At 43.5% G+C, this 19,353-nt stretch carries 22 protein-coding genes; 11 read left to right on the top strand and 11 right to left on the bottom strand.

The window, feature by feature from the left end:
• Position 1: 1 nt before the first annotated feature.
• The 11 genes from METHO_RS04055 to METHO_RS14385 all read right to left on the bottom strand — a co-directional run bounded on the left by METHO_RS04055 (position 2) and on the right by METHO_RS14385 (position 9,076).
• Positions 2 to 1,738: an ATP synthase subunit A gene (locus METHO_RS04055; protein WP_015324249.1), complete on the bottom strand. Its 1,737-nt coding sequence runs from the start codon at positions 1,736 to 1,738 to the stop codon at positions 2 to 4.
• Positions 1,729 to 2,031, bottom strand: a complete 303-nt coding sequence (locus tag METHO_RS04050) for a V-type ATP synthase subunit F (RefSeq protein ID WP_015324248.1) — start codon at positions 2,029 to 2,031, stop codon at positions 1,729 to 1,731. The genes METHO_RS04055 and METHO_RS04050 overlap by 10 nt, the downstream gene beginning before the upstream one ends.
• Positions 2,031 to 3,110: a V-type ATP synthase subunit C gene (locus METHO_RS04045; protein ID WP_015324247.1), complete on the bottom strand. Its 1,080-nt coding sequence runs from the start codon at positions 3,108 to 3,110 to the stop codon at positions 2,031 to 2,033. The genes METHO_RS04050 and METHO_RS04045 overlap by 1 nt, the downstream gene beginning before the upstream one ends.
• 7 nt (positions 3,111 to 3,117) lie before the next feature.
• A complete protein-coding gene (locus METHO_RS04040; RefSeq protein WP_015324246.1) occupies positions 3,118 to 3,669 on the bottom strand; it encodes a V-type ATP synthase subunit E in 552 nt (183 codons plus the stop codon).
• A gap of 48 nt (positions 3,670 to 3,717) precedes the next feature.
• Entirely contained in the window at positions 3,718 to 3,954 is a 237-nt protein-coding gene (locus METHO_RS04035) for a hypothetical protein (RefSeq protein WP_015324245.1), read from the bottom strand.
• 4 nt (positions 3,955 to 3,958) lie between these two features.
• Entirely contained in the window at positions 3,959 to 5,905 is a 1,947-nt protein-coding gene (locus tag METHO_RS04030) for a V-type ATP synthase subunit I (RefSeq protein WP_015324244.1), read from the bottom strand.
• On the bottom strand, positions 5,898 to 6,224 hold the full coding sequence (ahaH, locus tag METHO_RS04025; RefSeq protein WP_015324243.1) for an ATP synthase archaeal subunit H: 327 nt from the start codon (positions 6,222 to 6,224) through the stop codon (positions 5,898 to 5,900). Before ahaH ends, METHO_RS04030 begins: the two co-directional genes overlap by 8 nt.
• A 206-nt stretch (positions 6,225 to 6,430) precedes the next feature.
• A complete protein-coding gene (locus METHO_RS04020) occupies positions 6,431 to 7,615 on the bottom strand; it encodes a radical SAM/SPASM domain-containing protein (protein WP_015324242.1) in 1,185 nt (394 codons plus the stop codon).
• 34 nt (positions 7,616 to 7,649) lie between these two features.
• On the bottom strand, positions 7,650 to 8,549 hold the full coding sequence (locus METHO_RS04015; protein ID WP_015324241.1) for a polyprenyl synthetase family protein: 900 nt from the start codon (positions 8,547 to 8,549) through the stop codon (positions 7,650 to 7,652).
• A gap of 10 nt (positions 8,550 to 8,559) precedes the next feature.
• Positions 8,560 to 8,958, bottom strand: a complete 399-nt coding sequence (locus METHO_RS04010; RefSeq protein WP_015324240.1) for a cytochrome c maturation protein CcmE domain-containing protein — start codon at positions 8,956 to 8,958, stop codon at positions 8,560 to 8,562.
• Positions 8,948 to 9,076 carry a CcmD family protein gene (locus METHO_RS14385; protein ID WP_015324239.1) on the bottom strand — a complete coding sequence of 43 codons (129 nt, stop codon included), beginning with the start codon at positions 9,074 to 9,076 and terminating at the stop codon, positions 8,948 to 8,950. Before METHO_RS14385 ends, METHO_RS04010 begins: the two co-directional genes overlap by 11 nt.
• Before the next feature lie 220 nt (positions 9,077 to 9,296).
• On the opposite strand from METHO_RS14385, the gene ahbD reads away from it, so the two are divergent.
• From ahbD to METHO_RS03955, 11 genes are all read left to right on the top strand, one after another.
• On the top strand, positions 9,297 to 10,385 hold the full coding sequence (ahbD, locus tag METHO_RS04005) for a heme b synthase (protein WP_048831225.1): 1,089 nt from the start codon (positions 9,297 to 9,299) through the stop codon (positions 10,383 to 10,385).
• The gene (ahbA, locus tag METHO_RS04000; protein ID WP_015324237.1) at positions 10,369 to 10,824 is read left to right on the top strand and encodes a siroheme decarboxylase subunit alpha; all 456 of its coding nucleotides are present in this window, start codon (positions 10,369 to 10,371) and stop codon (positions 10,822 to 10,824) included. The genes ahbD and ahbA overlap by 17 nt, the downstream gene beginning before the upstream one ends.
• A gap of 5 nt (positions 10,825 to 10,829) precedes the next feature.
• Positions 10,830 to 11,294: a siroheme decarboxylase subunit beta gene (gene ahbB, locus METHO_RS03995; RefSeq protein ID WP_015324236.1), complete on the top strand. Its 465-nt coding sequence runs from the start codon at positions 10,830 to 10,832 to the stop codon at positions 11,292 to 11,294.
• A 40-nt stretch (positions 11,295 to 11,334) separates the two neighbouring features.
• The gene (locus METHO_RS03990; protein WP_015324235.1) at positions 11,335 to 12,006 is read left to right on the top strand and encodes a precorrin-2 dehydrogenase/sirohydrochlorin ferrochelatase family protein; all 672 of its coding nucleotides are present in this window, start codon (positions 11,335 to 11,337) and stop codon (positions 12,004 to 12,006) included.
• 65 nt (positions 12,007 to 12,071) lie between these two features.
• Positions 12,072 to 13,343 (top strand): glutamyl-tRNA reductase, encoded by a 1,272-nt coding sequence (gene hemA, locus METHO_RS03985; RefSeq protein ID WP_015324234.1) that lies wholly within the window; start codon positions 12,072 to 12,074, stop codon positions 13,341 to 13,343.
• 13 nt (positions 13,344 to 13,356) lie between these two features.
• Positions 13,357 to 14,331 (top strand): porphobilinogen synthase, encoded by a 975-nt coding sequence (gene hemB / locus METHO_RS03980; RefSeq protein ID WP_015324233.1) that lies wholly within the window; start codon positions 13,357 to 13,359, stop codon positions 14,329 to 14,331.
• 10 nt (positions 14,332 to 14,341) lie between these two features.
• On the top strand, positions 14,342 to 15,613 hold the full coding sequence (gene hemL / locus METHO_RS03975; RefSeq protein WP_015324232.1) for a glutamate-1-semialdehyde 2,1-aminomutase: 1,272 nt from the start codon (positions 14,342 to 14,344) through the stop codon (positions 15,611 to 15,613).
• Positions 15,614 to 15,625: 12 nt separating this feature from the next.
• Positions 15,626 to 16,546: a hydroxymethylbilane synthase gene (hemC, locus tag METHO_RS03970; RefSeq protein ID WP_015324231.1), complete on the top strand. Its 921-nt coding sequence runs from the start codon at positions 15,626 to 15,628 to the stop codon at positions 16,544 to 16,546.
• A 30-nt stretch (positions 16,547 to 16,576) separates the two neighbouring features.
• The gene (locus METHO_RS03965; RefSeq protein ID WP_015324230.1) at positions 16,577 to 17,476 is read left to right on the top strand and encodes a dihydroorotate dehydrogenase; all 900 of its coding nucleotides are present in this window, start codon (positions 16,577 to 16,579) and stop codon (positions 17,474 to 17,476) included.
• Positions 17,476 to 18,255, top strand: coding sequence for a dihydroorotate dehydrogenase electron transfer subunit (locus METHO_RS03960; RefSeq protein ID WP_015324229.1), 780 nt, complete (start codon positions 17,476 to 17,478; stop codon positions 18,253 to 18,255). The genes METHO_RS03965 and METHO_RS03960 overlap by 1 nt, the downstream gene beginning before the upstream one ends.
• 128 nt (positions 18,256 to 18,383) lie before the next feature.
• On the top strand, positions 18,384 to 19,322 hold the full coding sequence (locus METHO_RS03955; RefSeq protein WP_015324228.1) for a tetratricopeptide repeat protein: 939 nt from the start codon (positions 18,384 to 18,386) through the stop codon (positions 19,320 to 19,322).
• Positions 19,323 to 19,353: the final 31 nt, after the last annotated feature.

Raw genomic sequence — 19,353 nt, 5'->3', positions numbered from 1 at the left:
TTTAATTGCCTCCCAGCTTTGCGAACTCAGAATCCATCTTTATCAGGACCTCATCAAGTGCTTTCCCGAAGTTTTCTTCGAACTTGACCTTTGCAAGTTCATCCTTGGATTGAAGGGACAGAATATCTGTCATTGGGACACCTGATGTAAGAGCAGTTGTCGCCATGTCACTGTACTTGAAGATGGCTTTTAGCAATTTGTACTGCTTGTCGAATGAACAGTAAGTGTCCACAGGATGGTATGCATTCTGCTGCAGGAAATATTCACGGATCATACGGCATATTTCCAAGATCAGCTGCTGGTCCTCTGGAAGAGCATCCGAACCTACGAGCTGCACAATCTCCTGGAGTTCGGATTCACGCTGGAGTAAGTCAATTGCATTATCTCTGAGATCGTTCCAATCCGGAGCTACGTTCTCACTAAACCATCCTGAAAGCGAGTTGTTATAAAGACTGTAACTGGTAAGCCAGTTAATGGACGGGAAGTGCCTTCTTTGCGCAAGTTTTGCATCAAGAGCCCAGAAAACCTTCACAATACGTAAAGTGTTCTGTGTGACCGGTTCGGAGAAGTCACCACCTGGCGGAGAAACTGCACCGATAACTGTTATGGAACCTTCCACCCCTGCCAGGGATTTCACATAACCTGCTCTCTCATAGAACTCTGATAGTCTTGCTGACAAATAAGCTGGATAACCTTCTTCACCAGGCATCTCTTCAAGCCTTGAAGAAATTTCTCTCATAGCTTCTGCCCATCTGGAAGAAGAGTCTGCCATGAGAGACACATCATATCCCATATCACGATAATATTCGGCGATAGTGATACCAGTATACACCGATGCTTCACGGGCAGCCACAGGCATGTTTGAAGTATTTGCTATGAGCACAGTACGTTCCATCAGCGGACGGCCGGTCTTAGGGTCCTGCAGTTCAGGGAATTCATTCAGCACATCAGCCATCTCGTTCCCACGCTCTCCGCAACCTATGTAGACCACAATATCCGTATCACTCCACTTGGCAAGCTGCTGCTGAGTAACTGTCTTTCCTGAACCAAATGGTCCTGGAATAGCAGCAGTTCCTCCTTTTGCAACCGGGAAAAGGCCATCCAGAATTCTTTGACCGGTAATAAGAGGGGTCTTAGGTAAGAGCTTCTTGCTTACTGGCCTTGGTGCTCTGACAGGCCACTTCTGCATCATCTGCAGTTCAGTGCCGTCTGCAAGAACACAAACAGTTTCATCAACAGTGAACTTACCGCTTTTTATTTCAGATACTGTACCTGATACTTTTGGAGGGACCATGATCTTGTGCTCTATATTCTCGGTTTCCTGTACAAGACCGATAACTTCTCCACCTTTTACCTTATCCCCTATATTGACAACGGGTTTGAAATCCCATTTCTTGTCCCTGTCAAGTCCGTTAGCAGATACACCTCTCTGAATGAAATCCCCCATTTGTTCTTGGAGAACCTTCAACGGTCTCTGAATGCCGTCATAAATACTTTCCAGCAGACCCGGACCTAGTTCCACTGAAAGGGACGTACCTGTATTCTCCACAGGCTCACCTGGCTTGATACCAGATGTGTCCTCGTATACCTGAACTGTGGCCTTGTCACCTTCGATCCTAATGACCTCGCCCATCAATCCTTCGTGACCAACCTTGACCACATCATACATCTTTGGTTTGATACCTTGAATAGTAACGACTGGTCCAGCCACACGATAAATTTCACCTTTTATTTCCACAGATCTACACCTACCGATTGTTTTATCTTTTGCCTTAAGTTCGAACTTTGACCACTACCTCCCAGAGTAACAACAGTCGGTTCAACAGATTCATTGATCGTGTTCCTCAACATCTCCGGTAGTTTGGACAGGTCATCCCCATGTAACACAAGTATTCCAATATCCCTATCCTCAAGCACTTTTTTTACAGTAGGTTCAAGTTCTATATGATTATTAACTTCAAAGATCTTCTTAATTCCAGCCAGCCTGAATCCAGTGACAAACTCGCTGCTACCTACAACTGCAAGCTCCATCAGATCACCAACTGATTTTTAATTTCTTCATCACTAAGACCAACTGCCTTCCCACGAATGATCATACGCAGATTGCCTACCTCATTTTCTTTGCTGAGTATATAGTCCATTATAGGTACAATAGAAAGTGGATAGACATGAGAGAAACTTTCTGCAGATTTTAACCTAAGTTTCTTAATCCTTGTTTCAAGATCTATCAAAGAATCCATTTTTACGCTGCAGCAACTAGATATTTCTTCCCAGTAAGGAGTTTTCTCCAGTTCGGAAAGGAAATCTTCAAATGATAAAGAAAGCATTCTCTCAATATCCCTTATCTTTAGTTTGAGCCCACCTTCTATTAGAAGGTCTGCTGCCGATGGATCTGAGATCCCATATTTCTTAAGTCTGAATATTGTAACCAGGTTCTTTAAGTCGATATCTGTCCTGATGAATTTATTGAAAAGTTTCCGGTCTTTGGATTTTGGATTCCCTATGGACTGGAACAAGTCATAATAATATTTCTTATCAAGGAGGTTCTCGATCTCCGACAGATTTTCCCCATTATAATCCTTCAAAATCAAGTAGTATTCACTTGTAGACAGCGCCGCAATGACATCCTCATATGTGGATTTCGCAGCCAATTCCGAAGTGAAAGTATAACTTAGGCGGCCTGCTGTAACAACTGCTTCAAGGATCTCATCCGTTGATGCACCACAACGTTTTCCACGAAGGATGGTCTTGATGTTCCAAATATCATATTTCTTTAAATATTCAGATATAAGAAAATTCAGTTCGCCTTCTGAAATACTGATTAACTTAGTGAAGGTAACCGCCAGGTTCCTGTTAAGTGCATGCTCAATAAGGTCGACACCTTCATATAATCTTGCAAGTTGATCAACATCCTCTTTGTATTCAACCTCTTGAATGAACCTTGTGATCTCAGCGATCTGCATGTTCATTAGCCTGGGGTATGTTTCCTGAGGAAGTAACTTGCTTTTCATTGCACGTACACGTGCCGTAGTATATGCATAGTTGGAATGCCCTTGAGGCCGTGATTTCTGGGAATTCAGCCCATGCTTCAATCTCTGCAACAGCCGCATATAAGAATCACCCGAATAAAATGTCAGATGTCTGTTTCAAAAACTGCTCATTCACGCCTTTCAGGATCACATCATAAGTATAATCTAGACGGATAGTTCCATCCTCGTTTTCTATGACCACACCACCTGCACAATTAATGTTACCGGCATATTCCAGTGAAGATAGTTCCCTTACGAGTTTTTCTGATTTCGCATTGGAGTATATCCTCTTACCTTTGGATTCATTGTTCATAATGATAATATTCAACAATTCCTTATCCTTAGATTCCGGTAATGAAGAAATGATTTCAAATGAACGGTCATACACTTCTTCAAGTGTTCCCTTGCGTGCATTGAGCAAAGTGCGTTTTACTTCAAGATTTGCACTGGATATTTCTTGCTGCTTCATTCTTTTGATATCGTCTTCAGCTTTTGCAAGACTTTCGCCCATTATGCGTTTAGATTCGTCTTTAGCTTCCTCGATGATCTCTAAAACTTCAGCATCGGTCTGTGCTTTAATTCTGGATACCTCAGCATTAGCAGCATCCATGATATCTTTAACAACAGTTTCAAGTCCCATGCTCAACACCTTTAAAGAATTTAAGAGCAAATATGCTCTTAAATCAACTTAGCTGATCAGCAGTGCAACTACCAGACCAAAGATAACGATGGTTTCTGGGATAACGGTCAATATAAGACCCTTACCAAAGAGAGCTTCGTTCTCTGCCATTGCGCCTACTGCTGCACTACCAATATCCTTTTCCGCTATACCTGATGCTAGTCCTGTAAGACCTACTGCAAGTCCTGCACCAATTGCCTTCAACCCTGCTGGGTCCATTACTGCTGCTGCTGTTTCTACTGCCATTTAATTATTCCTCCGTGTATTTTCTGATATATCCAAATGGATCATATTTACGTCCGCCTCCCTCGTAGAACTTTCCGAAGAACTCTACGTACTGCAACCTCAAAGCGTGCAGTCCGGGGGCAATAATACTCAGGACAGTGTTTAAAGCATGCCCGAATATGAATACAAGTATTGCAAATACTGTCATAGGTCCAAATTTATCAGGCCATATCATCTCGAATGCGATCATGTTGACAGTAGACGCAATATAAATGGAAGATAATCCTACAGCTATCAAACGAGTGTAGGATAAAGAGTTGCTTAATAAGGAAGGTAATTCCACAGGTCCTTTGATACCTTCACCTTTAAGCAGCATCACAAAACCTGCCAGGAATACTATTATACCAGCATATAGTAATGCCGATGGTAATATCCCGAAGTAACCAAGAACTACAAGAAGTATTCCGAGCTGAATAATTATCCAGCTGCCCTTCTCAAGAAGAGCTGCAGAGAATCCATGCTTTCTGTTCTCGTTTATGAATCCCAGGATGTATCCAATGTTAATGTGGATCACACCGATCAATGCTGTAAATACTATCATTGTCATTACGAGATGAGTCCGGTGTATGGGATAAGTTATCATCTCTCCGCCTACAGGAGAAGCAAATAAGTCAATGGTATTAAAACCAGGGATCAGACCAGCCTGAATCTCCCCGTGAGAGACGAGACCTGCAAGAGGGAATCCTAAGAACTCACCATAAAGGATACCAAATATGAAAGTTGATATCTGACAATAGATAAGTATATTCATAAGAGGCTTGACTGCATCAGATTTCACTGTTTTCTTGATAACTAAAGCAAGTGCCATCAGGATAAGGGCATAGCCAATGTCACCAAGGATCATGCCGTAGAACAATGGGAAAGTGATGAATATAAGGCTTGTAGGATCTAACTCCTTGTATCTGGGACGTGCATACAGGTTCATAATCTCCTGCAAAGGTCTGACAACCTTGGGATTATCATACTCTACAGGGACAATTGGTTCCTGTTCATGCTCTATTTCCTGCTGTGTTACGAACACACGATCCTGGGTCGCTCTGGAAACTGCCCTTTCTAGCTTGTTATAACTGTCTGAAGGAACCCAACCCTCAATTACGAAAGTACTTTCAGATGTGGCAATGTGCAGAGGAGCTTCAGATTTATCAACCTCTATAGAAAGCACCTCATTGCTTGCCATGATAAAGTCCTTATATTTATCCTTAAGCAATCTGATATCTGAATCTATGCCGTCAATCTGCCTGAGAAGATCAGTTCTTTCTGAATCGATCCTTGAAATGATTTCTGCAGGCATACCCTTCTGATCAGGGACTTTAAGTTCCCGGTACTCATAATCAGAAAGAGCTTTAGAAACATCTTCTTTATGCCTCTTTGGCACAAATAGCACAATAGTCCCTGATTTATGATCTGTGAACAACTCATAGGATCCTGTTATGCCGGAGATCTCATTCTCAATATTTCCCTTTACAATACCAGGGAATATTGCCAGATTATCATAACCTCGATATAGATCAAGATCAAGCGGAATATCCGCAAACGGTAATAAATCCTTCTTAAGAGATTCTATTTCCTTGACCCTGGTCTCCAGTCCACTCTTTGTTTCTGTTTTTGTGGAAACCTCCGTGTCCAGAACTTTAAGAGTTGAATCTAAATCACGCAAAAGAGTTGAAACTTTTTGTTTTTTAGCAGGTTCGTTCTTAACTTCAAGAAAACTGGCTATAGATCGTATCTTGATTAATGCTTTTGAAATAGAATCCCCGTTATCAAAGGGCTTGCCGATCTTAAGACCCGAATCGTCTTCAATATAGTCCTCTATCTGAAATAAATTTGTTTGGTGAAGGACTTCAACTGTTTTTTCGAGAAGATCTTTGTGACCAACTATTAAAGCACGGCTCATTTGCCTTGGATTAAGCATGGATCGCCCTCTCAAACTCACTAATAAGGTTCTCTGCTGCCTGATCGACTTTTGCCTTTGCATTCTTAGCAACAATGTCTGCTTCCTTTATACCCTCTTCAATAATTTTTTGCTTTTGGGAAGCAAGCTCATGTTCTGCAGACCGGAGAGTGCTCTGAGACGATTTATGAGCATCCACCTCAGCCTGTTTTATAATCTCTCTGGCCTCTACGCGGGCTTTGGAAATGCGATCGTTCTTTTCCTTGGCGGCGTTGTCCACCATAATCCGCGCATTGGTTTCTGCTTGTTTGATTTCTGATAAGATTTTATCTTTGGCCATGCATAATCCTCATGCAAAGGTGATTAATAATTCGCTTGATGTGATAAGATACCAACTGTAATTGTAACCTTGAATATAAAGTATTCGGTTTCATGAACCCTACCAAACTTGATTATTATATGAGAGCAAGTATAAATTTTACACCATATAAAGAGCAAAACGTTATCAACTTGATCATTCCACGAAATAGAAATACATATTCTCTGTTAAAGTCTGTCAAGCCTTAATGGCAAAGCAGCTTCTTTGGGAATAACATGAATGTATTTTTGCCTGAATCTCTGGTCCCGCATCCTGCAAAAATCTGCATTCTTTCTGTATGCATCATGTTGCCCCATGCGCTTCCAGATTACATTTAATTCTTCCTCAACTAAATTTCCAAAAGAAAGTGGAGTATAAGCACAAGGAAGAACATCTCCAGCGGGTGTGACATGCATCCATCTTCTGCCGGCGAAACAACCGAACTGGTCAGGACCCATGAAATACGGAAGAGCTGTTACCCTGGGACCTTCTGATTTCCTGTTCTTTTCTTTTTGGAATCGGCCCAGCATCTTCACATCTGAATCCGAAATTACCTCATCCTCATGTTCCAGCCAACGCCCAACTGCAACGATCTCATAGATGGATAATTCATGCATACCTAAGTTTTCGGCAAGCCCGTAGAAGTCCTCAAGATCATCGATGTTGTGAGGTGAAACAACTACGAACATGTCAGCTAATATGCCTGCCTCCAAAGTACTTTTGATCCCCTGCAAACTGTCCTTGAAAGCCCCCTCACGCCCTCTGACCCGGTCATGTTCCTCTTCCCGGGGACTATCAATACTTATATGCGTTGCATAAAGACCTGCAGCCTTCAGATCCTTCGCCCTTTCTTCGGTGAGCCTGAACCCGGAAGTAAAACAGGCAGCAATTGCTTTGCTCTTGTCAACCGCCTTTACCATTTCAGTGAGATCATTGCGCATCATGGTCTCGCCTCCATCAAAGGAAATATAGTAAGAGCCAAGTTCAATAGACTGTGAAACTGCACCGTTGATCTGCTCAACGGTAAGCTCTGTCTTTGCAATGATATCAGCTGCCCCACAATGAATGCAATTGTTAGGACATCTTGAGGTGATCCCAATGGAAAGCTGATCTGGAACCCTTTTTCTGAGTATAGAGCTTATTTCTGCACTTATGAGCCTGTTGAACACCTCACCAGGTACAGGAGGTACCCACGTTGAAAAAACAATGTTTTCATCATCGACATATATGGGCTTCTCTTCCCGGAAGATATCATTTATCTTGCTAATGATAGGTTTGGCAATAGGACTTAATGCTCCTTCACTTTCAAGCACTACTTTTCCATTATCTATACCTGCATCTATTTTGATAACTGATCTATCGTATACTCGCATCCGTTCACCTTGAAATTGAAATAAATAGAAGAACTCATACCCTGCTCGGAAGAAGGTCGATAGTTATATGATCTGTGATAAGCAGTAATTTTTCCCTTGCAGCACATGATTTGAAAGAACTCAGCAGAGCTTTGGCAAACCCCACATATCTGTGCACCTCAGCAATGGTTCGTTGTACTGCCTGCTCACGTCCCAGGGCACGACTGTATATTTGAGGTAATGTAACTGATTCTTGTGTGGACTTTTTGTCTTCCAGCTCTTCCAGGAACTCCAGAAGATCATCTACGATCTGATATGCTATACCCACATTCTCTCCGAAAGCATGGAATCTCAGAGCATCATCCTTGCTACAACCTGCAATATATGCACCTATAGCCGCACTGGACGCAAACAGGGAAGCTGTTTTTTTATTTATGCAATCAAAATAGTGCTTCAGCCTGAATTCCTCGTTCATACTCCTTATGTCAATAGTTTCCCCTTCCGCCATGTGCATTCCTGCACTTCCGAACTCCTGGACGGCATCATGCCCATAAGGGGAAATCAGCGTTATTGCCTTAGAGATGAGAAAATCACCACAAAGAAGTGCAGCAGCAATTCCATATTTCTCATGTACCGAAGGGATTCCCCTTCTTAGAATACCACCATCAAGAAGATCATCATGGATCAGAGAAGCTGAGTGTATCAACTCTATGGCAAGTGCAGCATCTATAGCCTTGTTCTTCTCCCCATCACACACTTCTGTGGAGAGCATCAGGATAAGAGGCCTTATTTTTTTGCCACCCGAACTGCATACGTGATCTAATAACTTTTTCATCGGAGAAGAGTCATCCATCTTCTGGACAAGATCAGCAAGTGCTAGATTGATCTGCCTGTACTCCTCAAAATCCTCGACTCTCGTCATAATTACATCATTTCCAATATCTTGATTTGCCATTTACATGACATTATTCAGTATATTTAGATGGACAACCCATCACTATCTGGTGAGCTTCTATCTTCTGAGCAGAAACCATGGTCCCGCTCAGACTGATACCCTGTCCTTCAACAAAACTTGCAGGCAGATCTCCAGTATATTGCACCTGGATCTCAGATACATGATCCTCCAGATCTACCAGTGAAAAGGTAATTACTCCCGGTACTACCTGTAAAGTCCCGTTCTTTATATTGCCCATAGTATTGACCTCATTCCCTATATGAGACTGTGGATCGTTTGCCAAATCGGATACCATTAAATAACTCTGGGAAAAATCAACCCCCCACAGACCGATCACCGCAACCAATACTACGAACAGGATTACTGCAATAGTTTTTTGCTGTTTTTCCATACCTAGCTCAATTCCCATCCACTTTCTTAAGTATGTTTATCTCACGTTGCAAATAGTAATAAGTCCTAATCATGCGAAGGATATATAAAAGTATAACTATCCAGGTTACAAAGAAGGCAATAACGAAAGCTTCCATATTACCACCTTTATTGCATACTGATCATCTGTAAACAAATGCCCATACATCATAATTATATGTCCGCATCTTTAAGTAACACAACTAATTATTAATATGGGTTAGTGAGTATAGACACATCCTATTTAAGTCGATTGTCATAAGATATGAAGTGCCAAAGATAGGCACTGAAATTTATGAGCTTGAATACAAAAAAATAACTAAAACCTTTGAGATCAATATGGAACAAAATATTGAGCCTTCTTTCAAACCTCCCAGATTAATTGCATGGGAACTTACCGCGGGCTGTAACCTTTCTTGCAAACACTGCAGAGGAGCCTCTACTTCACAGATACCTGAAGGAGAGCTTAACACTAAGGAAGCAAAACATTTCATAGACGAGATAGTGGAAATGGGCAATCCCATTTTGATCCTTAGTGGTGGTGAACCTCTTGTAAGAAGAGATGTCTACGAACTAGCACATTACGGTACCGAAAAAGGGCTAAGGGTTGTGCTTGCCACAAATGGAACCCTTGTCACTGAGGAGGTTGCAAAACAGCTTCTTGAAGCAGGTATCAAAAGGGTGAGTGTAAGCCTCGATGGCGCTACGGCAGATTTCCATGACGATTTTCGCTGTGTTCCGGGTGCTTTTGAAGGCTCCATGAAAGGCATAGAAGCACTTAAAAAAGCAGGTATAGAGTTCCAGATAAATACCACTGTTACAAAAAGGAATGTTGATGAAATACCTCATATCCTAAGAATGGCAGAGGAGATTGGTGCAGAGGCATTACATATATTTTTGCTTGTACCCACAGGCCGAGGTAAAGAACTGGAAAATGAAGAGATACCGCCTGTTGAGTATGAACGTGTCCTTAACTGGTTCTATGACCAGCAAAAAACAACACCTATCCAGTTGAAGGCAACATGTGCACCCCATTATTTCCGAATAATGCGCCAGCGTGCCAAGAAAGAGGGTATTGAGGTCTCGGTCAAAACGCACGGATACGAGGCAATGACAAAAGGTTGTCTTGGTGGCACCGGTTTTTGCTTTGTCTCCAGTACAGGTGATGTGTACCCCTGCGGATACCTGCCGGTACTTGCAGGGAACATAAGGCAGCAGCCCTTTAGGGATATCTGGACAGATGCCCGGGTCTTCAGAGACCTGAGAGACACTTCCAGATTGAAAGGCAAATGTGGCAGATGCGAATTCAAAAATGTATGCTCCGGATGCAGAGCAAGAGCTTATGCAGCAACAGGAGACTACCTCGCTGAAGAACCATATTGCATATATATACCTAAAAACGAGGATTCACATGATCCGGATAGATGAAACAGATAAGAAACTCCTGAATCTTGTACAACTGGATTTTCCACTTGATACACATCCTTTCAGGATACTGGCAGATAAGACAGGGATCCCCGAGGATGAAGTGGTCAAGCGCATGCAACACCTCTTGGATGAAGGAGCTATAAGACGTATAGGACCTATTATTAACAGCAAAGAAACCGGGCGTGTAGGTACTCTTGTTGCGTTGAAAGCTCCGGAAGAGAAAATAGAGCGTATTGCAGAACTAATAAATTCCTATCCGGAAGTATCACATAACTATCTGCGCCCGGGGGATTATAATATATGGTTCACACTCTCCGCACCCAGCAGCCAGCGCCTGCAGGAAATACTTGAGGAACTGAGGCAGGAGATCCAATGCCCAATGATGGACCTGCCAACCACCCAGCTGTTCAAAATAGGAGTTAAGTTCAAGATAAAGTGATACTTATGGAAATGACAGAGATCCAAAAACAGATACTTGTCCTGACACAGGAAGGTATACCCATCACTTCATCACCTTACCAGGATATTTCACAACAGCTTAGCATAACCGAAGAAGAAGTTGTTAAGCAGATAACTTTGATGAAAGAACTGGGTATTATAAGAAGATTCGGCGCCTCCATAGGACATCGGGATATCGGCATCACTGCTAATGCAATGTGTGTCTGGAACGTCCCTGATGAGAATGTAGAAGATGTGGGCAAACTTATGGCAACCGTAGATGATGTGACACACTGTTATGCCCGCCCCCGTCATCCCGGCTGGCCGTATAATATTTTCACAATGGTCCATTCCTATTCCCGTGATGAATGTCTGGCTATTGCAGAAGAGATATCGAAACTTACAGGGATAGATGACTATAAGGTCATGTTCAGTGAAAAGGAATTCAAGAAAATAGGCATAAGACTATAGTAACATTATCATAAATTCCAGAACCAAATAGGAGAATAACATGCCAGAGAATAAACGATTCCTTCCACTAATGATTGACCTGCACGGCAGAACAGTGGTGATCTTTGGCGGGGGCTCCGTAGGGGAAAGAAAAGCAGAATTGTTCAGTGAATATGGCAATACGGTTGTTATAAGCAGGAATTTCTCTCACAGACTAAGTGAACTCCATGACCAAAAGCTTGCAACACTCATACGAGCGGATGCAGGCACACTTTCAGATAATGATATCAAAGAGATTATAGAGGATGCTTTTCTTGTGATCCCTGCCACCAGCAACAGGCAAATAAACGATCGTATCACAACCATCGCAAGATCCCTGAAAATATTGACAAATCAGGTAGATACCATAGGAGAAATTACAATACCAGCTGTGATCCATAGAGGAGATCTGGTAATTGGTATTTCTACCACTGGTTCAAGCCCGGCTTTTTCAAGATATGTCCGTCAGAACATCGAAAAGGTCATCACTCCCGAATATGAGCAGATGATATTACTGCAGAATGACATCCGAACTTATCTCAAAGAACATATTAAAGAACAAAAGATGCGAAAAACGATCCTTTGGGAAGTACTGGAGGATCCGATGGTCTGGAAAGATATCTCTGAATCATACGAAAAAGCGTATAAAAGAGCATATGTTATAGTACAGAAACAAATCAATAAGAAAGATTGATATCATGGAACCACATTCCCACCTCTCAGACATGGAACCGGCCATTGGTACCGATGGAGGTAACATTGACTGAGATAAACAGCATGGTGATAACCCATTCCAAAGCCAGCATAGAAGAAATGGAAAGGTCATGGAATGGTGACCTTGAAGAAGTGCTCAGGAGCCTTTATTCAAATGAGTTCGTCCAGGAATGTGTGGTGATGAAGACCTGCAACCGCATAGAGATATATGTGGTTTCCCCGAAAGGCAGCAGTGTGTTGTTCAATTTTGCAAAAAGTATGGCCTTTCCCTTGCAAGTGGTCGAATTCCTGGACCACAATGAGTCACTCTTACACCTCTTACGTCTGGCTTGCGGACTGGAATCAATGATCGTCGGGGAGGACCAGATCCTTGGGCAGATAAGAGATATGTACCTGCTTGCAAAAAAAACAGGCACTACCGGAAGAATGCTTGATACGGCCTTCAGCAAAGCCATACAGGTAGGTAAGCGCGTCCGTACAGAAACGGAAGTGAACAGAGGTTCAGTATCTATTGGTTCAGCTGCAGTCGATCTGGCTGAAATGGTACTTGGAGGCCTGGAAGGAAAAATGATTCTCGTTATTGGTACCGGGGAGATGGGAACTCTGGTGACCAGGGCGCTTGCTCATAGAGAAATGGATCTGGTATATATAGCAAATCGCACTTTTGAAAAAGCCAGAGATCTGGCCGATAGTATGGGAGGCCATGCAGTGCATTTTGAGAACCTGGCCGAAAATGTACGAAAGGCAGATGTAGTTATCAGTGCCACATCCGCACCTCACTATGTACTTAGAATATCTTTGATAGAAGAGATCATGAAAGGCCGGGAAAGAGACCTTCTTCTTATCGATATCGCCAACCCAAGAGATATCGAATCAAGTGTTGCAGAGATTGAGCATGTCAAACTGTACAACATAGATAATCTAAGGATCATAAACGAAAGGAATCTGGCACAACGCAAAGAAGAAGCTAAGAAGGCAGAAAAAATAGTTGATGAGGAGCTGTGCTTGCTACTGAAACAATACAAGCAGCAGAAAGCTGACCATATAGTTTCTGCCATTTATGCCAATGTGTATAATGTAAGAAAACAGGAAAAAGAACGTGCTGTTACTAAACTGCGCGCTTATCACACCATTGGTGAGATAGAGAACAAAGTGCTGGATGACCTCACACATTCAATAGTCAATAAAATTTTGGCAGAGCCTACAAAAGTACTGCGCAACGCTGCAGAAATGAGCGATGATGAGCTGCTGGATGTGGTCTCAAGGTTATTCAATATTGATAAGATCCCGGAAAAGAACAATAACAAATGCAAATAACAGAAGTGATCAAATGTTCCCACAGGTTAGGATGAGAAGGCTAAGAAGCGGCAAGATAAGAGATATGATCCGAGAGACCTCACTTTCGGTGGATGACCTTATCTATCCCATGTTCGTGGATGAAAATATCGATTCACCACTAGCAATGTCCTCAATGCCGGGGATCTCCAGGCTTCCCGTGGAGATGGCAGCAGACGATGCTAAAGAAGCAGCAGAACTGGGAATTCCCGCCGTTATACTCTTTGGGATACCTTCCACAAAAGATGATAAAGGAAGCAGCGCATGGGGCGAGGATGATGTAGTACAGCGGGCAGTGCGCGAGATAAAGAACGAGCTTGGAAAGGACATGTATGTTATAACAGATGTGTGCCTGTGCGAATATACAAGTCATGGACATTGTGGCGTAGTTGATATGGAACATGAACAGATATTGAACGATCCCACACTTCCTCTGCTTGGCAGAACTGCAGTAAGCCATGCACTGGCCGGAGCAGATATGGTAGCTCCTTCCGGAATGATGGACGGAATGATAACTGCCATAAGAGACGCACTTGACAAAAGTAACTGTAGTGATGTGCCTATAATGTCATATGCAGCGAAGTACTCTTCTGCTTTTTACGGACCTTTCAGGGAAGCAGCTGATTCCGGTTATTCGTTTGGAGATCGTTCCAGTTACCAGATGGACCCTGCAAATTCAGATGAAGCAGTGAGAGAAGCAGAACTGGATATATTGGAAGGGGCTGATGTTATTATGGTAAAACCCGCCCTTCCTTATCTCGACGTACTCTATCGCATCAAGACAGAGTTCAAGATGCCCACTGCTGCATACAATGTCAGCGGGGAGTTCGCAATGCTGAAAGCTGCTGCACGTTTGGGCTGGCTGGACGAGAATAAGGTAATGTATGAATCCCTGCTTTCCATCAAAAGAGCAGGAGCAGATATGATACTAACCTATTTTGCTAAGGACCTTGCAAGGATGTTAAAATAATAGAATGGTGATGTTAGTGGAATTGACAAGATCAGAGAAATTATATGAAAAAGCACGGAAACTAATACCAGGTGGAGTAAGCAGTCCTGTCAGGGCCATTAAACCCTTCCCATTTTATACAGTATCCGCCTCGGGATCAAAGATAACCGATGCTGACGGCAATGGGTACATAGATTTCTGCCTTGCATACGGGCCAAATATATTGGGACATGCCAACCCAAAAATAAAGCAGACTATCATCGAACAGCTTGATAAGGGCTGGCTGTACGGCACTCCCACGGAACTGGAGATCAAGCTTGCGGAAAGGATAGCAGGGATATACCCGAGCATAGATATGGTAAGGTTCGTTTCCACCGGTACTGAGGCTACTATGAGCGCACTGCGTGTTGCACGTGGTTTTACCGGCAGGAACAAGTTCATCAAGATAGAAGGCGGTTTCCATGGAGCCCATGATGCAGTGCTCGTTAAGGCCGGTTCAGGTGCCACCACTCTGGGAAAACCAGACTCTCTAGGAGTACCTGAGGACTTCACAAGGAATACATTGCAGGTGCCTTTCAACGATATAGAGGCACTTATAGAGGTCATGGAAAAGTACGGAAAAGATATTGCAGCTTTTATACTGGAGCCTGTGATGGGCAACGTTGGTCCGATACTTCCGGATGAGGGTTACCTCCAGGAAGTGCGCAAGATCACAGAAGAGAATGATGTCGTGCTCATTTTTGATGAGGTTATCACAGGATTCCGCATGGCCATGGGTGGAGCCCAGGAATACTACGGGGTCACTCCGGATATGACCACCTTAGGTAAGATCATAGGTGGCGGCATGCCCATAGGGGTGTTCGGAGGAAAACGAGAGATCATGGAAATGGTAGCCCCATCGGGTGGCGTATACCAGGCTGGCACATACAGCGGCAGCCCCACATCCGTAGCTGCAGGAATTACTGTTCTTGATATACTGGAAGAAGAGAACGTGCACAAGAAACTGAATGCCACAGGAGACAAACTGCGTGCGGGCATCACCGATATTGTTGAGGACCTCGGCCTTAACTACAATGTGTGTGGTGTATCCTCGATGTTCAAGGTGTTCTTTGGGGACAGACCCCGCAACTATCAGGAAGTCCTTAGATGTGACAAGGAAGGTTATCTGAAATTCTTCTTCAGGATGCTGGAAAGCAGCATATTCCTGCCTCCATCACAGTTCGAAACGAATTTCCTCTGCACTGCACATTCGGAAGAGGACCTGGAAAGGCTGCTGGCTGCATACCAAGCAAATCTCAAATAAGGTTGCACTAACATGAGAATAGGAACACGAGGCAGTGCCCTTGCTCTTGCACAGGCGGATATCGTTGCCAGGATGCTGGCAGACAGAGGTATTGAAACAAGCCGTAAGATCATAAAGACTACAGGCGACAGATTCACAGACCGGCCATTGCATGAAGTAGCAGGTGTTGGCGCCTTTGTGCGTGAACTTGACGACCGGATGGTGGAAGGATTCATAGAGATTGCGGTGCATTCCATGAAAGATCTGCCAACTGTCAGACCAAAAGAACTTACAACTTCTGCTGTCCTTGAGAGGGATTCCCCAAGTGATGTGCTGATGACAAGGGATGGAGCAAAGCTGGATGATCTGCCAAAAGGTGCGGTGATCGGCACCACTTCCATGCGCCGAAGAGCTCAGCTTTTAAGATACAGGTCAGATCTGCACATAAAAGACCTTAGGGGTAATATCAACACCCGCATGAAGAAACTTGAGGATGGACATTACGATGGGATCCTGCTTGCAGAAGCGGGGTTACAGCGTATGAAATGGGAGCTTGACGTCGAGCGCCTGGATACAGATAAATTTTGCCCATCTGCCAACCAGGGAACCATAGCTGTTGTGACACCTGCTGGTTCGGAAGCAGAAACTGTGACCGCTCAACTTAATCACACTCAGACCCGTATCGCCACGGAAATAGAACGCATAGTGATAAAAGACGTAGAAGGTGGATGCACAGCTCCTATAGGCTCCTTTGCACAGTTCATTAACAATGATGAGGTAAAAGTACTTGCAGAAGTCCTTTCCCTTGATGGGACCCGGCAGGTGCGTATCGAAGAGGTTATTCCTCTTGAAGATTATCGCAACCATGCCTTAAGACTTGGCAAGGAGATAGTAGCTATGGGCGGCAAAGACCTTGTAAAAGAAGCAGTTTCCAAACTAAGGATCAACAAGTGAGTATCCGGAATTAGAAGAGGGGTTTCCAAGATGAACATCACAGGTATGCACTTAAAGAATCCGACAATACTTGCTGCGGGCATCATGGGTACTACAGGTGCTTCGCTTATCCGTATGGGTCGCGAAGGCGCAGGTGCAGTGGTAACTAAGTCTATTGGCCCACAAGCCAAGGACGGACATAGCAACCCAAGCATGGTAAAGCTTGATTGTGGATACCTGAACGCCATGGGTTTACCAAATCCCTCCTATGAAGCCTTTTTGCCGGAACTAGAAAAAGCAAAGAATAAAGCCGGGGTGCCTGTGATAGCAAGTATTTTTGGTGGCAATCCAGAAGAGTTCCGCATGGTTGCAGAAGGGCTGATACCTGGGAAACCTGACGCTTTTGAACTTAATGTCAGTTGTCCTCATGCCATGGGATATGGTGCATCGGTAGGTACCGATCCGGCAATGGTAAAAGCTGTTACTTCAGCTATATGTGAAGTTACTGATATACCCGTATGGGTGAAACTTACACCAAACGTCACAGACATAGTTACAATAGGTAAGGCAGCACAGGCAGGAGGGGCAGATGCAGTGGTGGCCATCAACACCGTACGCGGTATGGCAATAGATATACATTCAGGTTATCCTGTACTTGGTAACCGCTTCGGAGGCCTTTCTGGAGAAGCAGTGCGCCCTGTTGCTGTAAAATGTGTTTATGACCTCTATGCGAATCTGGACATACCGATAATAGGAGTAGGAGGCATATCAACCTGGCAACATGCCGTGGAAATGATCATGGCAGGTGCCAGTGCCGTACAAATAGGCTCCGGGGTCTATGAGGGACTGAATGTATTCTCCGACATAAATGCAGGTATTAACAGGTTCCTTAAAGAGCACGGCTATACGAAGACCGAAGACATCACAGGAATTGCGCACAAGAGGTTCTGATGTTACCATTGAATGCTGATATAGTAAAAATTGTGGATGAAACACCCTCCACCCGTACCTTCTTTTTTGATCATTCTTTTGAAGATGCTACTGTTGGCCAGTTCGTTATGGTATGGATAAGAGGAATTGATGAGATCCCCATGACACTTTCCTACAAAAATGCCGTCACCGTGCAGAAAGTCGGCGATGCCACATCGCGCTTGTTCGAAATACAGGAAGGTGAGTCTACGGGATTGAGAGGACCTTTTGGAAGAGGATTCATGCTTCCAGAAAACGGAGAACGTATATTGCTCATTGCAGGAGGAGTAGGAGCAGCCCCCCTGGCTCCGCTTGCTGAAAAGTCATTATCCACATGTTCTCAGGTAACCACCATCCTGGGAGCCAGGAATGTCAATGAACTGTTGTTCATGGATAGGTTCCTGCAATGCGGACAGGTCTACATCACCACAGATGACGGTTCTGCACATCGCTGCGGCTTTGTGACAGATGTACTTGAAGAACTTGATATCTCGGGATATGACAGAATATATACCTGTGGTCCGGAAATGATGATGAAAAGGGTCTTTGGGATCCTTGAAAGGGAAGGGGCACTTGAACGCACGGAGTTCAGCCTTCACAGGTACTTCAAGTGTGGGATCGGGATATGTGGAGCATGCTGCATAGACGATGCTGGTGCTAGAGTGTGCAAGGACGGACCGGTATTCAACGGAAAAGAGCTAGTAGGCAGTGAATTTGGAAAATATGCAAGGGGTCCTTCAGGACAAAAGAAGTTGTTCTGATAAAGATACATTGCTGAACAATCTTCATTGGTGCTTACATTTTCAGTGTATTTATATATACCAATGGATCTGATTAGTTGTAAGGATGAAAGATGTTTGGTTTACTAATAAAAAAATGAGGTGTGCTTATGGGCTTGATGGATGATGTGAAATCCAAGAAAAAACAAAAGGAAGCGGAGAACTGGTTTAGCATGGGAATAAAAAGCCAGGATCCGGAAAAGAAACTTGAATATTTTACCCGTTCTCTTGAACTGGAACCTAATAATATCAGTGCATGGTTAAAAAAGGGAAGGATACTTGAGGATAGGGGCAGATTCGACGAGGCTAAAAAAAGCTATGATAGAGCCATACTTCTTGATCCCGAGCTGGACATTCGGCTAAAAGAGGAAAACTCGTTCCCACAGCATGATAGTGATCTACAGGATACAGTAAGAGAACAGAAACAGAATGTTGTGGAAGAGACGCAATATACCTTTAATGAAGCAGACAATCTGCCTGCAACGTCTGAAGAGAGAACAGGATCTGAGATCGAAGAGGAAAATCAAGAAGAGTTTTCCTTCAATCCACCCCTGGGAGAAGAATCACTGTTCAGTAATATAAATAAAAATGAGACTTTTACAGAGGAAGAAGTAAAAGAGACCAGTGAGATGGATATTGAATATGTAGAATCTTCCGGGGATATAAGTATTATAAGACCTGATCAGGTAATTGTTCCTGATAGCAATTTATCAGAACAAAATACATATGAGACAACAAATGAAACTGTAATTGCTGACACAGTCTCTGAACTAAAAAATGATACTACAATTGTAAAAGAGGATACGCGTGCTTTTGACAAAAAGTATGTATCCGGAGACATACCAGTTATTGACACGGAAAAAAAACAGATTCATCCGGAAAAACGGGGAGTACATTCCTACGTTGAAATGGAAGGAAAAAACGCCAGTCTGCACATCCCCCTTTCTGAAACCTTAAAGTTCTGGCTTGTAGGCGCTGTAGTTCTACTGATGATTGTAGGGGCGCTTGTTCTAATGATGGCTTACCTGATAACAAGATTCACCAACTGAAAATGGATAACTATTCCCCCTAAGGGGGAAT

It is taken from the genome of Methanomethylovorans hollandica DSM 15978, assembly GCF_000328665.1.
GTDB lineage: Archaea > Halobacteriota > Methanosarcinia > Methanosarcinales > Methanosarcinaceae > Methanomethylovorans > Methanomethylovorans hollandica.
Note: the sequence above shows the minus strand (reverse complement) of the source record. Positions and strands in the feature narration are given on the sequence as shown.